Raw genomic sequence first — 15,224 nt, forward strand, 5'->3', positions numbered from 1 at the left:
CTTTAGCGCTCGTCCGACATGGCGCCGAGCAGTTTCGGCAGGTCGCCGAAGCGGGCCACCAGACCGAAGACGACCGCGGCAATGACCAGGAACAGCACCGTCACTGCAGCCATGGTCGGCGTGTAGCCGTAACGCAGCGCGTTGAAGATCTTGATCGGCAGGGTTTCCATGGTGAAGCCGACGGTCATGTAGGCGACGATATATTCGTTGAGCGACAGAACGAAGGCGAAGGCGTAGCCGGAGACGAGATAGGGCAGGATCAGTGGCAGCACGACGGTACGGAAAATCTTGCGGTCGTCGGCGCCCATGGTGGCGGCCGCTTCCACCAGCGAACGGTCGATCGCCGAAAAGCCGAGCGACAGGGTCACCAGCGGCAGAGTGACGAAAAAGATGCCGTGGCTGATCACCGCCGTCCAGGCCTGGCCATAGAAACCGGTGGTCGCCCAGAAGGTGAGCAGGCCCAGCGCGGTAATGACCGGCGGCAGGGTGAAGGGCGCAACGCCGAGAAGCTGGAAGATGTTGGCCCAGGGGGCAATCCGCCGCCACAGGAACCAGGCGAGCGGCAGAGCGATCAGCAGGGCCAGAAGCGCGGACGAGGCAGCCAGGGTCAGCGAGGCGACCAACGCATTGCGCCATTCGGGATTGGTGAAGATCTGGCCATACCAGGAGAGCGAAAAGCCCTGCGGCGGAAAGGCGAGCGTCTGGCGGGCATTGATCGAGACGCCGGCGACGACGATCAGCGGCAGGGCCAGGAACAGGCCGACGACGAAGAAGAACAGGCGGCGGAGAGCTGTCATTTCGCTTGCCTCTGCTGTCCGGCATAAAGCGCGAGACCGACCAGCCCCAGCGACACGAGCACGAGGAAAACGGCCATGGCGGCGGCAAACGGCATGTTCGACTGGTAGATCGCCTGATCGGTGATCAGCACCGACAGTGTCCAGTGCTGCGGCCTCCCGAGAAGCTGCGGCAGCAGATAGGAGCCGAGCGCGAAGATGAAGACCATGATCAGCGTCGCCAGAATGGTGTTGCGCAGCGCCGGCACCACGACGGTGAAGAAGGCCTTGACCGGCGAGGCGCCGAGCGTGCGGGCCGCTTCCGTCAATGTCGGGTCGAGGCGCACCAGCGCCGGATAGAGGACCAGGACGGTATAGGGGAAGGCCTGATAGGTCATGGCGGTCATGACCGCTCCGAAACTCGGGGTCAGTGCCTGGGCCTGGGCCATCAACCCCAGCCAGACGAGCAGGTTGGTGATGCCGGCGGTGCGCGAAAACAGCGTCGACCAGGCAAAGCCGATCATCACTTCCGAGAGCGACAGGATGGAGAGCAGCGCCACCAGCCAGACGATCTGGATTCGTCGAGGCGAGCGGGAGAGGAGATAGGTGAAGGGAATGCCGATCACCACGCAGGCTGCCGCGACGGCGATCGCCAGGAACAGCGAAAAGCCGAGGACCTTGCCGAAGAACAGGCTGAGGAAACGGGCGTAGTTGTCGAACACGAAGGCCGGCGTATAAAAGCCGCCCTGTTCGCGCTGGAAAAAGGACACGGCGATCATCGTGGCGAACGGCACCACGAAGAACACGGTCAGCATGCCCGCGGGGAAAAAGAGCGGTCCGTAATCGGCAAGACGCTGCGGCGGTTCGCGTCTCATCGGGCGAGCACCACGCTGGTGGCCGGATCGAGCCTGATGCCGACGCTCTGGCCGACCGAGACGTCCGGCCGGTTGCGCGGCGAAGACACCGCGATCACCTGGGTGCCGCCCGCCTCCACGAAGGTTTCGATGGCGCCGCCGAGATCGCGGATGAAGGTGACGGTACCGGCAATCGCGCCGTGGCCGGGTGCGGTGAGCTGCACGTCTTCCGGCCGCACCGACAGCATGCCTTTTGCCGCACCAGTGGGCAGCGCGATGCCTTCGATCACCTCGCCGAGCACGCTGGCGCGGCCGGCGCTGTCGGCCGCGACGGGCAGGAGGTTGGTCTGGCCGATGAAGTCGGCGACGAAACTGTCGGCCGGGCGGCGGTAGATATCGACCGGCGCGGCCGCCTGGCGGATCTCGCCGCCGTTCATGACGACGACCGTATCGGCCATGGTCATCGCCTCGCGCTGGTCATGGGTGACAACGATGGTGGTGATGCCCAGCCGCTGCTGCAGCTGGCGCAGCTCCACCTGCATTGCCTCGCGCAGCTTCGCATCGAGCGCCGACAGCGGTTCGTCGAGCAGGAAAAGCTTTGGCGAGATGGCGAGCGCCCTGGCGATCGCCACGCGCTGCCTTTGGCCGCCGGAGAGTTTTGCCACCGAACGGTCCGCAAAGCCGGGCAGATGGATCATCGCCAGCAGTTCGTCGACGCGTTTCTTCTGCACGTCCTTGGGGGTACCGCGGATGCGCAGCGAATAGGCGATGTTCTCGCCGACCGTCAGGTGCGGGAAAAGCGCCAGCGACTGGAAGACCATGCCGAGATCGCGCTTGTGGGTGGGCACTGCGGTGATATCGGCATCGCCCAGCTCGATCGAGCCATTGGTCGGCAGATCGAGGCCGGCGATCATTCGCATCAGCGTGGTCTTGCCGCAGCCGGACGGCCCGAGCAGGCAGACAAACGTGCCGTCCGGCACCGAAAGGCTCACGTCGCTGACGGCCGTGAAGTTGCCGAACTGCTTCGTCACATGGTTGAGGTTCAATCCGGACATTCGGTCTCCGTGGTTTAAGACTCTCCCAATTGACGAAGAGTAAGGACCCCCTCATCCGCCTGCCGGCACCTTCTCCCCAAGGGGAGAAGAGACATGCCGCGCCGTCGCTCTTCCTTCCTCGCCCCTTGGGGAGAGGGTGGCCGAGCGAAGCGGAGGCCGGGTGAGGGGGCTTCCGGCTTCGACCTTATACGGATTCAAATCACCCTGCGATCATCTCCGTCCACTTCTGGTTCAGGAAGTCGGACTTGGTCTGGTAGAGATCGTAACGCGGGATGATCGGCTCGATATCGGAGGAGACCGAGGCGAATTCGGCGGCGGTCAGGTCGAGCAGGTCGCGCTTGACAGTCGGCGAGGTGCCGACTTTGCGCGAGAGAGTCGCCTGGATGGCCGGCTGGCACATGTAGTTGATGAACGTATGCGCTTCCTCGGTCTTCTTCGAGGCACGCGACAGCGCCCAGCAGCCGCTGTCCTGGATGCCGCCTTCCTTCGGGAAGGTCGAGCGGACCGGGCTCCCTTGCGAGGCGGCAAGGCCCGTGACGTCGTGGTAATACTGACCCATCGGAATTTCGCCCGATTTCAGCGCCTGTTCGAACTGCGCTTCGTCGCGATACCAGAGGCGGACGTTCGGCTTCACTTCCGCGAGCTTTTCGAGCGCCTTGAGGATGCCCTCCTCGGTATCGAGCGCCTTGGTGCCGCCCATGAAGGTCTTTGCCGTCACTTCGAGCAGGAAGGAGTTGGAGACGAGTGCCAAGAGGCCGAGCTTGTCGGCATTCGCCTTGTCCCACAGGGCTGCCCAGGAGGTCGGGGCTTCCTTGTAGGCCTGCGTATTGGTCACCAGCGTGATGTACCAGGAAACGGCGCCGATACCGGCAATCTTGCCGTCCGGATATTTGTTGACGAAGTTGTCGATGAGGTTCTTGGAATTCGGCAGCTTGGCTGCGTCGAGCGGCGCCCAGAGCTTGGTCGTCTGGCCCTTCAGCATGGCGACCTGCGACATCATCGAGACGTCGGCCGGAGCGGCACCCGCCTTGGCGGCCTGTTCGAGCTGAACCAGCCAGGCTTCGCCGGTCGGCTCGGCGACGGATTCGATAGCGATGCCGGTCGCCTTGGTGAAGTCCGGAAAGATGTTCTTGTCGAACGAATCCTTGAAGAAGCCGCCATAGACGCCGACCTTCAGCGACTTGTCCTGGGCGCGCAGCACCGAGGGCATGGCCAGCATGGAGGCGCCGGCGAGGCCGGCACCGAGCACGCTACGGCGGCCCAGTTTGGCATTCAGAATGTCACGCATGATGTTCTCCTTTGTTTTTTAGGCCTGCCGGTGCTTCGCCGGCCGGCGAGTTCCCTTGTTGAATGCAAGTTTATGTCAGGCGCGGGCCTTCACGGAAGGGCTGAAGACCATCAGGCTCAGGATTTCGAACAATATCTGAGCGCCCGCATGGGCCGTGTTGTTGGTCGCGTCATATTGCGGCGCCACCTCGACCACGTCGCCGCCGACGATGTTGATGCCCTTGAGCCCGCGGACCAGTTCCAGCACTTCGCGGGTGGTGAGCCCGCCGATCTCCGGAGTGCCGGTGCCGGGCGCAAAGCTCGGGTCGAGGCTGTCGATATCGAAGGAGACATAGGTCGGGCCGTCGCCGACGATTTGTCTGGCCTTCTCGATGATCGCCGGAAGCCCGATGCCGGTCACTTCCTCTGCGTGGATGACGGTCATGCCGGACTCGTAGGAGAACTCCCAGAGATATTCGGCAGCGCCACGGATGCCGATCTGGATCGTCCGGGTGGGGTCGAGCACGCCGTCGAGCACCGCGTTGCGGAACGGGCCGCCGTGGTGGAACTTGGTCTCGTCGAAAAAGCCGCTCGTATCGCAATGGGCGTCGATATGGATCATGCCGACCGGCGCTTGTCTGCCGACCGCCTTCAGGATCGGATGGGTGATCGAATGGTCGCCGCCGACCGAGAGCGGCAGCACGCCCGCATCAACGATCTGGCCGACGCGCTTTTCGATGTCGTCATGGCTCATTTCCAGCCGATAGCGGCTGCGGAAGGCCACGTCACCGATATCCGCGACATTCAGTTCGTAGATCGGCGCGCATTCCATCACATGGTTGTAGGGTCCGACACGCTCGATGGTACGCAGCGCCCTCGGTCCGAAGCGCGAGCCCGGGCGGTTGGTGACGCCGAGATCCATGGGCATGCCGACCATCGCCACCTGCAGGTCGCCGAAATCCGGGTTCTCCGCATCGAGCGGCCTGTAGGGCGCATCGAGAAGCGTGGGAATGCCCGCATAGGGCGCGACGCGGGTGCCGGCCTTGTCGAAGATCTTCTCGCCGACCTTCTTGAATTTCGGGTCGAAGATTTCGCCACCCCGGCTGTCGAGATATTTTGCGCGCAATTCGTCGAGCTTCTTCGCGTCGAATGTCATGATCGCCTCGCCTGTCTGCAGGGCCACTTATGCGCAGCCTAATTTTTGTTCCACCGGGCTTGCCGCCCTTGTTTTCATCATTATCCGTCAGGTGCGGGTGGAAAAGCAATTGAGATTGTTCTAGCAGTAGCTGTGAGAAAAACTAACACTTAAGATCAATTCGAGGATCAGTCCGGGATCAAGATGAGCAACCGCCTGCCGCCCCTCAATCCGCTGCGCGCCTTCGAGGCCACGGCCCGCCGCGGCTCGGTCTCTGCAGCGGCCCGGGAGCTCAATGTCACCCACGGCGCGGTCAGCCACCAGATCAAGGCGCTGGAAAGCTCGCTGCAGGTCTCGCTGTTCGAACGCGGCGCCAAGCGGCTTAAGCTCACCTCGGAGGGCGCGCTGTTGTTGCCGGCGGTCAGCCAGGCGTTCGGCGAGATCGCCGCCGCGACCGCGCAGATGAAGCGGCCGGCGACATCGGGCGAGCTGTCGATCACCTGCGTGCCGGCGCTGCTGTCCTTCTGGATCGTCCCGCGCCTCAATTCCTTCACGGAGCAGTTTCCGGGCGTCAGGCTAAAGCTTGCCGCCTCCAACGATCCGGCCGTGCTGCATTCCTCGGATGTCGACGTCGCCGTGCTTTATGGTGACGGCAACTGGCCGGATGCCTGGACCCGGCTGTGGAGCAACCTGCAGCTCTTTCCGGTCGCCAGCCCGACCCTGCTCAACAGTCGGCCGCTGCGTTCGATGCGCGATCTCGAAGACCATGTCCTGCTGCATGGCGACGCGGACGGGCGTGAGTGGAACACCTGGCTTTCCGCCGCCGACGCCGTCGACCTGCCGCGCCGGCAGCAATATTTCATGGGCGACGCACGGTTTTCGACGGAGGCCGCGCTGCACGGCCAGGGGATCGCGCTCGGCGACACGATCACCGCCAGCAAGCTGATTGCCCGCGGAGAACTGGTCGTGCCTTTCGACCTGAGCGTTCCGGCCAACGATGCGTTCTATGTCGCCTGCCGGCCGGCCATGCGTTCGGCACCGATCGTGCGGGTCTTCATCGACTGGTTGTTTTCCTCGCTGGAGGCAGATCAGCTCGCCGAACCGCATACCTCGGCCCGCATCCTGTTGCGCGGCCGCCGCGCCTGATATCTATCCTGTATCCATTGTCCGGGCGATCAGGAGAGCGGAGGTTTACCTCGCCAGCGAACCCGGTTAAGCGGGGTTTAAAAACTTGCCGCTGCTGCTCATATTTGATTTCATAGAGTGTCCGATGCTTCGTCGCTTCTTTGCCTATTACCGGCCATACCGCGGGCTTTTCATCCTCGATTTCGGCTGCGCGATCATTTCGGGCGTGCTGGAACTCGGCTTTCCGATGGCCGTGAAGCTGTTCGTCGACCGGCTTCTCCTCAGCCACGAATGGCTGCTGATCCTGCTCGCATCGGCGGCGCTGCTGGTGATCTATGCAATCAATACCGGTCTGATGGCGATCGTTACCTATTGGGGCCATATGCTCGGCATCAATATCGAGACGGACATGCGCCGGGCCGCCTTCAACCATCTCCAAAAGCTCTCGTTCAGCTATTTCGACAATCAGAAGACCGGTCATATCGTCGGGCGCCTTACCAAGGACCTGGAGGAGATCGGCGAAGTCGCCCATCACGGACCGGAAGACCTGTTCATCGCCATCATGACGTTTGCCGGGGCTCTTGCGCTGATGTTCTCGGTCAATCCGCAGCTGGCGATGATCACGGCCGTCGTCGTGCCGCTGACCGCCTGGGTTACAAGCCATTTCGGCGGCCGAATGACCGATAATTTCCGCCGTCTCTTCGGTCGCGTCGGTGATTTCAATGCCCGCATCGAGGAAAATGTCGGCGGCATCCGTGTGGTCCAGGCTTTCGCCAACGAGAGCCACGAGCGCGCGCTTTTCGAAAAGGACAACCAGAACTACCGGCGCGTCAAACTCGATGCCTACAAGCTGATGGCGGCGAGCAGTTCGCTCAGCTACATGAGCATGCGGCTGACCCAGATGGTGGTGATGATTGCCGGTGCCTATTTCGTGCTGTCGGGCGAGCTGACCGCCGGCGGTTTCATCGGTTTCCTGCTGCTGGTCGGGGTATTCTTCCGCCCGGTCGAGAAGATCAATTCGGTGATCGAGACCTATCCGAAAGGCATTGCCGGCTTCCGCCGCTTCACCGAACTGATCGATACCGAGCCGGATATCGCCGATGCTCCCGATGCGGTCGACGTCGATCACCTCAAGGGCGAAATCGCTTACGAGAACGTCTCCTTCGGTTACAGCCCGGACAAGCCGGTGCTCGAGAACGTCAACCTCTCGATCCGCGCCGGCGAAACGATCGCCTTCGTTGGCCCCTCGGGCGCGGGTAAGACGACGATCTGCTCGCTGCTGCCGCGCTTCTACGAGATCGGTGGGGGAAACATCACCATCGACGGCATCGATATCCGCGCCATGACCAAGGTGTCGCTGCGCCAGCAGATCGGCATCGTCCAGCAGGACGTCTTCCTGTTCGGCGGCACGATCCGCGAGAATATCGCCTATGGCCGCCTCGGCGCCAGCGAGGTGGATATTGTCGAGGCGGCGCGACAGGCACGGCTCGAAGAAATGCTCGCGGGCCTGCCGCAGGGGCTCGACACGGTGATCGGCGAGCGCGGCGTGAAACTCTCCGGCGGCCAGAAACAGCGCGTCGCGATCGCTCGCATGTTCCTGAAAAACCCGCCGATCTTGATCCTCGACGAGGCAACCTCGGCGCTCGACACCGAGACGGAACGCGCCATCCAGCGTTCGCTTGCCGAGCTCTCACAAGGCCGCACGACACTGATCATCGCCCACCGCCTCGCCACCATCCAAGGCGCCGACCGCATCGTCGTCATCGACGGCAACGGTATTCTCGAACAGGGCACCCACCAGGACCTGATCGCCAGGCGCGGTGCCTATACCAGGCTCCACGCGGCGCAGGTTGGGGTGATGTGATAGTCTCCACCCACTGATTCACCGCCGCCGGATCGCATGGAAACTTCGCTTTATCTCCCCGTCAAAACCTTTCTCGAAAGCTTCGGATACGAGGTGAAGGGGGAGGTGGGCGGCTGCGATCTGGTGGGGTTGAGCGAGACGGATCCGCCGGTCGTGGTGATCTGCGAGCTGAAGCTCACCTTCAATCTCGAACTGATCCTGCAGGCGGTCGACCGGGCCGGGGTTTCGGACGAGGTGTGGATTGCTGCGCGGGTTTCCGCCAAGGGCAGGGGTCGGGAGGCGGACAAGCGCTATCGCGATCTCTGCCGCCGGCTCGGGATCGGCATGCTCGGCGTGTCCGATCAAGGCGAAGTGAGCGTGCTGGTCAGTTCGGTCTCGCCGATGCCGCGCACCAACCCGAAACGGCGCACGCGGCTGGTCAAGGAACATCGCAAGCGCAAAGGCGATCCGGCCGTCGGCGGCAGCACCAAGGTCCCGGTCATGACCGCCTATCGCCAGCAGGCGCTCGCCTGTGCTTCGGCGCTTAGCGGCGGTCCGCTCCGGCCGCGCGACATGAAGCAGGCGGCGCCTACCGCTGGCACGATCCTGCGCGCCAACTATTATGGCTGGTTCGAGCGCATCGACAAGGGCGTCTATGGACTCACGGAGGTCGGCCGGCAGGCGCTGCAGCGCTGGCCGCAGACGGCGCCGGGCGAGATAGAGCTTTAATTGCACCAACAGAAAAGCCGCCCGCTTCGAAAGCGGGCGGCTTTGTTGATCTCTCGAGCGCGAGGCTTACGGCTGCGTGCCGGTGCCGCCAGTCGCGCCGCCAGCCGGCGGAGTTGCCGGAGTGGCATTGTTAGCGGGCGGAGCTGCCGGGGTCATCGGAGCCGGTGCAGGGGACGACGTGGAGTTGTCGGTTACCGGCGGGTTGGTCGAAGACGTCGTCTGCGGATCGGTCGAGGAACCGCCCATCTGCGACCATACGAAAGCGCCGACCAGAATGACGGCGATCACGGCTACCCACGGTACCCACGAAGAGGTGCTGCTCCGGACTTCAGTGGCCCGGAGGTCCGGATCACGGGTCTCGAACTTTCTGTCATTGGGATCAAAAGTCATGCTTGCTTCCTCCTTCTGCAGCCGGATAATGCCTCGGTACGCGTTTGGTTCCCGAATTCGTGAACGCCGCAAGCAGGTCGTGCCGAATTAACGGGCAAATCTCTTGGCGCCTGCCACGCAGGCAACCACCGCAAGGGTCGCGGCGAACATGCCGAGACTGACCTTTTCGCCGAGAAGTGCGGCCGCCAGAACCAGGCCGAAAAAGGGCTGAAGTAGCTGCAATTGGCTTACCCCGGCAATGCCGCCGAGCGCCAGGCCGCGATACCAGAAGATGAATCCGATCAGCATGCTGAACAGCGAGACATAGCCAAGACCGAACCAGGACGTGCTGTCGAGATCGGGCAGGGAGACCGGCATCGCGGCGATCGACAGGGTCAGCATCACAGGCAGGGAAAGTGCCAGCGCCCAGGAGATGACCTGCCATCCGCCCAGCTTGCGCGACAGGCTGGCGCCCTCCGCATAACCGAGCCCGCAGGCGATGATCGCCCCCAGCATCAGGAGATCGCCGACCGACGAGGCGGCCTCTTCCTGAAACAACGCGAAGCCGGCGACAATGGCGCTGCCGAGGCAGGAGAACAGCCAGAAGACGGCCTTCGGGCGTTCGCCGCCCCTCAGCACCCCGAAGATCGCAGTCGACAGCGGCAGCAGGCCAACGAAGACGATGGAGTGAGCCGACGTGATGTGTTTCAGCGCCAGCGCTGTCAGCAGCGGAAAACCGATGACAACGCCGAGCGAGACGATGGCGAGCGGCAGAAGATCGGCCGGGGCCGGGCGTTTTTCGCGAAAGGCCAGCAGCAGGCATATGGCGAGCAGCCCGGCGATCGTGGCCCGCGCCACGGTCAGGAACAGCGGATCGAAATCCGCAACGGCAATGCGGGTAGCGGGAAGCGACCCGCTGAAGATCAAAACGCCAACGAAACCGCTGATCCAGCCGCTTGTCGTGTTGTTCATCGAAAGTCTCCTGATTTCCAAGCCTTGCCCTTGAACGCCTCCCTTGGACGTTCATCGCAGGCATTCCTTGGGTATTTTCCCGCTATCGGCCGGAAGCCATGGCGGCGCCAGAGACAATGCGATACAATTTCCAGAAACTGTTATGGTTTGTGGAGCAGTACGGTGGATGCAAGGGCGGAACAGAAGGGCGGCGGCCAGCGTATCGGGACCGTCATGGCGGAGATCCGCAGCCGCATCGCCGGCCGCGGACTGGTGCCCGGCGCACGGCTTCCTTCGGTGCGGGCCTTTGCCAAGGCGATGCATGTCTCCGCCTCGACCGTCGTGGAGGCCTATGAGCGGCTGGCCGCCGAAGGGTTGATCCGCTCCCGACCGGGGTCGGGTTTCTACGTCTCGAGTCCGCTGGCACCGCTGTCGCTCTCCGAGATCGGCCCGAAGCTCGACCGGGCAATCGATCCGTTCTGGGTATCGCGCCAGGCGCTGGAGGACGGCGACCTGTTGAAGCCCGGCTGCGGCTGGCTGCCGTCCTCCTGGATGCCCGAGGCGGCGATTCGAAGGGCTTTGCGCAGCCTGTCGCGCAGCGAGGACCGGGTTCTGTCGGACTATGGCACGCCGCTCGGCTCGCCGCAGCTGCGGCAACTTCTCTCCCGCCGGATGGGGGAGCACGGCATACCGGCGGCTACGGACCAGATCATCCTCACCGAATCCGGCACCCAGGCGATCGACCTTCTCTGCCGTTTCCTGATCGAGCCGGGCGATGCGGTCCTGGTCGACGATCCCTGTTATTTCAATTTCCACGCCCTGCTGCGTGCGCATCGCGCAAAAGTCGTCGGCGTGCCGATGACACCGGCCGGGCCGGATGTCGAGGCGTTCGGAAACGCGATCGAGGAGCACAAGCCGCGGCTCTACATCACCAATTCGGCGATCCACAATCCGACCGGCGCGACGCTTTCGCCGGTTGTGGCGCATCGGCTCCTGAAACTGGCCGACCGGGCCGGGCTGACGGTCATCGAGGACGACATCTTCGCCGATCTGGAGCACGAGCCGGCGCCGCGTCTGGCCGCCTTCGACGGGCTTGACCGGGTGGTGCATATAGGAAGCTTTTCGAAGACGCTGTCGGCTTCGGTGCGCTGCGGCTTCATCGCCGCCAGGCGGGAATGGATCGAGGGTCTGGTCGACCTGAAGATCGCCACGAGCTTCGCGGCGGGCCGGCTGTCCTCCGAGCTCGTATTGCTGCTGTTGACCGATGGCAGCTACCGGAAACATCTGGAAGAACTGCGCGTCAGGCTGTCCCGGGCAATGGAGGCGACGACGGGGCGTCTTGCAACGCTTGGCATCACGCCCTGGCTGCAGCCGCGCGCCGGCCTGTTTCTCTGGTGCAGGCTTCCGAACGGGATAGAGGCGGCGGATGTGGCGCGCGCCTGCCTTGCCGACAATATCGTGCTGGCGCCCGGCAACGCATTCAGCCTCTCCCAGAACGCCGGCAGCTTCCTGCGCTTCAACGTGGCGCAGTCGGAGGATGCGAGGATATTCCGCAGTCTCGGACGGGCACTGGACGCCCTGGGGCAATAGTGGGTGAGAGATTCCGACCGGGGTTCAATCGTCAGGTATTCTTGTCCGATCGCGCAAAATCCGGGATTTGGAAACGCCGCCGGTAGGCGCCGGGTGCCAGGCCCGTGACGCGCTTGAACAGACGGCGGAAGAAGGCGGGCTCTTCATAACCGACCTGCCAGCTGATCTCGTCGACCGAAGCTTCCGTCCCCTCCAGCCGGCGCTTGGCCTCCTCGATCCTCAGGCGCTGTACGTAGGCGATCGGGCTGACACCTGCTGCAGCCGTGAACCGACGCTTGAACGTGCGCTCGGTAAGACCGGCCCGCAGGATCATCTCCTCGAGCGGGTTTGCGACGGAAAAGTGGGTTGCGACCCAATCCTGTGCCGCCTGGATCGCCGTGTCGCCATGGTCCTTGCGGCCTTCGAAGACAATATAGGGGGCGAGCCCGTCCTGATGCCATTGCAGCGCGAAGAAGCGCGCGATCGATTGGGCGGCCGCGGCGCCCATATGGCGCGCGATAAGGTAAAGAACGAGATCGTGCCAGGTCATCGAGGCGCCCGAGCTGATCAGCTCTTCGCGCCGTCCGGAAACCACCAGCACCCGTTCGGGATGGATAGGCACCTGCGGAAAGGCGGCCGCGAAGGCATTTGCATAACCGAAATGCACGGTCGCATCGGCGCCGTCGAAGAGGCCGGTCTCGGCCAGCAGGAAAATGCCCGAACAGGCCGAACATATCAGCGCGCCGCCCGCATGCATCCGGTTTACCCAGTCGACCAGCTCCGGGTAGCGACCTTTCCGCCAGCCGTCTGGCCTCAGCAGGATCGACGGAACGATGACGATATCGGTCGCCTCAAGCGTGGCGATGCTGCGCTGGACGGTGACCGGCACCAGGCTCGCGAGGGTCAGCGGCCCGGCCTCTATGCCCACGATCTGGACTTCGAACGGGCGGGTTATCGCAACGTCCGGCGGCGGCAGGACGGAAAAGGCGTTCATCACGTCGAAGACGCCGCTCAGCGTCGAGACCACGGCATCGGGAATGGCCACCAGGCTTACATGCAGCGGCTTCAAACTTGTCCCGGTCGTCTTGCGCGGCATAACGGTCCCCCATGATCAAATCCGTACACCGAGCCTGAGAATGGCGCAAACGGCCCGATTGTGGATTTTCCCGCTCTGCCCGAACCGGGTCGGACCTGCGATCCTTTGCCATCATCAACTTCCGATGAAGGAACAGGAGATAGCAATATGGACTACGTCAAGACGAACGAGATCGATCCGGCCAAGTTGGACGCGATCGTTTCCCGCGCCATCGGCGATCTGTCGGCGGGGTACGGAGGCGTCATGGTCAGTATCGGCCACCGGCTCGGGCTCTATAAGGCGATGGCCGGGGCCGGACCGCTCAGTGCCCACGAACTGGCAAGCCGCACCGGTTGCGCCGAGCGTTACATCCGCGAGTGGCTGAATTCGCAGGTTGCCGGCGGTTATGTTCTGTTTCATGCCGCCAGCGACAGCTTCGAACTTACCCCGGAACAGGCGCTAGTGCTTGCCAACGAGGATAGCCCGGTCTTCCTTGCCGCCGCCTGGGGCGTGCCGGCTTCCATGTGGTCGGACGAGGAAAAGGCGCTGGAGGCCTTTCGCAAGGGTTCCGGCATTCCCTGGGGCGATCATGATGGCCGGCTTTATTGCGGTGTAGCCTCGCTCTATCGCAATGCCTACAAGGCAAGCCTGGTCCCGGAATGGCTGCCGGCCCTTGATGGCGTGGTCGACAAGCTGAAGGCCGGCGCTTCGGCGGCGGATGTCGGCTGCGGCCATGGTCACTCCACGGTGCTGATGGCGCAGGCTTTCCCGGCTTCGCGTTTCCGTGGCTTCGATACGCATCGGGTATCCCTCGACGAAGGCCGCAAGATCGCCGCAGACGCGGGCGTCACCGGACGGGTCACGTTCGAGACGGCGCGCGCCGAAAACTATCCCGGCAAGGGCTATGACCTGATCTGCTTCTTCGATTGCCTGCACGATATGGGCGACCCGTTGGCGGCAGCCCGGCATGCGGCGAGAACGCTTGCGCCGGATGGTACGGTAATGCTGGTCGAGCCCTTCGCCAACGACCGCGTCGACGACAACATCTCGCCCGTCGCCCGCATGTACTACGCCGCATCGACGACGATCTGCTGCGCCCATGCGATTTCCGACGGTGGCCACATGGTGCTCGGCGCACAAGCCGGCGAAGCAAGGCTGCGGGAGATTTTCTACAAGGCCGGCTTCACCCGCTTCCGACGGGCGATGGCAACGCCGTTCAACCTCGTCCTCGAGGCGCGGCTGTAATCCGGCCGCATTGACCTAACCTCCAGGGAGCGCGCGGGGCCGGTTTCACAGGCTCTGCGCGCTTGTTCTTTCGCCTGCGTCGTTGTCGGCGTTTAGTTCTGTGCGATCGTCGTGCGCGGCGAGGCCCAGTTGTGCCACTGCTCTTCCGAGCCGTGGAAGACGTTGAGGTCGATCTTGCCGTCGACGCCGTGCGACAGGCCGGAGCCGGAATATTGCCAGAACAGCCACCTGCGGCCCGGATAGACCTTGGAAGGATGCTCGGCGACGGCGCGCAGCCAGAACGGATAGTTGAGAAGCTCCCCCGACAGGTTGTCCTCGTAGAAGTCCGGCGCCGTGTAGATGATCGGGCGCTGGCCGTAATAGCGCTCCAGCTTGTCCATGAAGACCTGCATCTTTTCGAGCACCCGGGCGCGGGAGAGTTTCGCCTTGCAACTCGACTCGCCGTTCCATTCGACGTCGATCACCGGCGGCAGAGCGTCCGGATCGCGGGGCACGTTGCGGATGAACCAGTCGGCCTGTTCCCCGGCAGTGCGGCACCAGTAGAAGAAATGGTAGGCACCGCGCCTGATGCCCGCCTCCTTGGCTCTTCGCCAATTGGTCCTGAACATCGGATCGAGATGGTCGCCACCATCGGTGGCCTTGATATAGGCGAAGTTGGCGCCCTGGGTGCGAAGCTTTGCCCAGTCGATGTCGCCCTGCCAGCGCGACACGTCGACGCCGTGCACCGGATAGCTTCTTGGCGAAACCCTGCCGAAATTGATCGGCTTGGCATCGCGGAACTGGCGGCTGTAGATCTGCAGGCGCCCCCGGCGGGGTACGGTTTCCAGCGCCGGCTGGTCGGGCACCAGCATGGCGACCGGCCGCTCGGCGGGAAGCGGCATACCGACCGTCGTTTCCCGCACGAAGGCCTGCGGCGCCGGCATCGCGTCGTTCCAGGCGATATCCTGCTGCTGCGGCAAGGTCTGCTGCTGGGGCGCTTGCGGCGCGCCGATCCGCGCGGTCTTGCCGACACCGACCGCCGGGACGGGGGCGGGCAGATCGACCGAGCCTGTTTTCTCTTGGGTTGCGACGCCGGCGACCAGCTCGTCCGGACCGGATGCCGAGGCGCAGCCCGCCAAGGCGAGGCAGGTGACGAGAAGTGCTGGCACAGCCGATAAACGCATTTTGAAACCCGTACGCAAGACAACAAAGACGGCCGCCCCCGCCGTCGATAAACCCCGACAGGAATTGCTAAC

The 15,224-nt window shown here is 63.6% G+C and carries 14 protein-coding genes; 5 read left to right on the forward strand and 9 right to left on the reverse strand.

What is annotated here, in order from left to right; translation table 11 throughout:
• Positions 1 to 2 precede the first annotated feature (2 nt).
• The 5 genes from ACSQ3G_RS24715 to speB form a co-directional block, all read right to left on the reverse strand.
• The gene (locus tag ACSQ3G_RS24715; RefSeq protein ID WP_046604813.1) at positions 3 to 797 is read right to left on the reverse strand and encodes an ABC transporter permease; all 795 of its coding nucleotides are present in this window, start codon (positions 795 to 797) and stop codon (positions 3 to 5) included.
• A complete protein-coding gene (locus ACSQ3G_RS24720) occupies positions 794 to 1,648 on the reverse strand; it encodes an ABC transporter permease (protein WP_436112080.1) in 855 nt (284 codons plus the stop codon). The genes ACSQ3G_RS24715 and ACSQ3G_RS24720 overlap by 4 nt, the downstream gene beginning before the upstream one ends.
• Positions 1,645 to 2,682, reverse strand: coding sequence for an ABC transporter ATP-binding protein (locus tag ACSQ3G_RS24725; RefSeq protein ID WP_436112081.1), 1,038 nt, complete (start codon positions 2,680 to 2,682; stop codon positions 1,645 to 1,647). The genes ACSQ3G_RS24720 and ACSQ3G_RS24725 overlap by 4 nt, the downstream gene beginning before the upstream one ends.
• A gap of 199 nt (positions 2,683 to 2,881) precedes the next feature.
• Positions 2,882 to 3,970: an ABC transporter substrate-binding protein gene (locus ACSQ3G_RS24730; protein ID WP_105403954.1), complete on the reverse strand. Its 1,089-nt coding sequence runs from the start codon at positions 3,968 to 3,970 to the stop codon at positions 2,882 to 2,884.
• A gap of 75 nt (positions 3,971 to 4,045) precedes the next feature.
• Positions 4,046 to 5,104: an agmatinase gene (gene speB / locus ACSQ3G_RS24735; protein ID WP_436113186.1), complete on the reverse strand. Its 1,059-nt coding sequence runs from the start codon at positions 5,102 to 5,104 to the stop codon at positions 4,046 to 4,048.
• 183 nt (positions 5,105 to 5,287) lie between these two features.
• On the opposite strand from speB, the gene gcvA reads away from it, so the two are divergent.
• From gcvA to ACSQ3G_RS24750, 3 genes are all read left to right on the forward strand, one after another.
• Positions 5,288 to 6,229, forward strand: coding sequence for a transcriptional regulator GcvA (gene gcvA / locus ACSQ3G_RS24740; RefSeq protein WP_436112082.1), 942 nt, complete (start codon positions 5,288 to 5,290; stop codon positions 6,227 to 6,229).
• Positions 6,230 to 6,353: 124 nt separating this feature from the next.
• On the forward strand, positions 6,354 to 8,072 hold the full coding sequence (locus ACSQ3G_RS24745; protein WP_436112083.1) for an ABC transporter ATP-binding protein: 1,719 nt from the start codon (positions 6,354 to 6,356) through the stop codon (positions 8,070 to 8,072).
• Positions 8,073 to 8,108: 36 nt separating this feature from the next.
• Positions 8,109 to 8,780 carry a DUF2161 domain-containing phosphodiesterase gene (locus tag ACSQ3G_RS24750; protein ID WP_436112084.1) on the forward strand — a complete coding sequence of 224 codons (672 nt, stop codon included), beginning with the start codon at positions 8,109 to 8,111 and terminating at the stop codon, positions 8,778 to 8,780.
• A 66-nt stretch (positions 8,781 to 8,846) separates the two neighbouring features.
• Here ACSQ3G_RS24750 and ACSQ3G_RS24755 read toward each other — a convergent pair whose 3' ends face one another.
• Both ACSQ3G_RS24755 and ACSQ3G_RS24760 read right to left on the reverse strand, forming a co-directional pair.
• Positions 8,847 to 9,170, reverse strand: a complete 324-nt coding sequence (locus tag ACSQ3G_RS24755) for a hypothetical protein (RefSeq protein ID WP_105420733.1) — start codon at positions 9,168 to 9,170, stop codon at positions 8,847 to 8,849.
• An 87-nt stretch (positions 9,171 to 9,257) separates the two neighbouring features.
• Positions 9,258 to 10,121, reverse strand: a complete 864-nt coding sequence (locus ACSQ3G_RS24760; RefSeq protein WP_436112085.1) for a DMT family transporter — start codon at positions 10,119 to 10,121, stop codon at positions 9,258 to 9,260.
• Between the two features lie 213 nt (positions 10,122 to 10,334).
• Between ACSQ3G_RS24760 and ACSQ3G_RS24765 the strand changes: the two genes are divergently transcribed.
• Positions 10,335 to 11,690, forward strand: a complete 1,356-nt coding sequence (locus ACSQ3G_RS24765; protein ID WP_436113187.1) for an aminotransferase-like domain-containing protein — start codon at positions 10,335 to 10,337, stop codon at positions 11,688 to 11,690.
• A gap of 31 nt (positions 11,691 to 11,721) precedes the next feature.
• On the opposite strand, the gene ACSQ3G_RS24770 is transcribed toward ACSQ3G_RS24765, so the two are convergent.
• Entirely contained in the window at positions 11,722 to 12,765 is a 1,044-nt protein-coding gene (locus ACSQ3G_RS24770; RefSeq protein WP_436112086.1) for a GlxA family transcriptional regulator, read from the reverse strand.
• Positions 12,766 to 12,912: 147 nt separating this feature from the next.
• Here ACSQ3G_RS24770 and ACSQ3G_RS24775 point away from each other — a divergent pair, with 147 nt between their 5' ends.
• Positions 12,913 to 13,989 (forward strand): class I SAM-dependent methyltransferase, encoded by a 1,077-nt coding sequence (locus tag ACSQ3G_RS24775; RefSeq protein WP_436112087.1) that lies wholly within the window; start codon positions 12,913 to 12,915, stop codon positions 13,987 to 13,989.
• 92 nt (positions 13,990 to 14,081) lie between these two features.
• On the opposite strand, the gene ACSQ3G_RS24780 is transcribed toward ACSQ3G_RS24775, so the two are convergent.
• Complete coding sequence (locus ACSQ3G_RS24780; protein WP_436112088.1) at positions 14,082 to 15,152, reverse strand: glycoside hydrolase family 25 protein; 1,071 nt, start codon at positions 15,150 to 15,152, stop codon at positions 14,082 to 14,084.
• Positions 15,153 to 15,224: the final 72 nt, after the last annotated feature.

Origin of the sequence: Neorhizobium tomejilense (assembly GCF_964254135.1) — a bacterium.
Taxonomy (GTDB): Bacteria; Pseudomonadota; Alphaproteobacteria; order Rhizobiales; family Rhizobiaceae; genus Neorhizobium; species Neorhizobium tomejilense.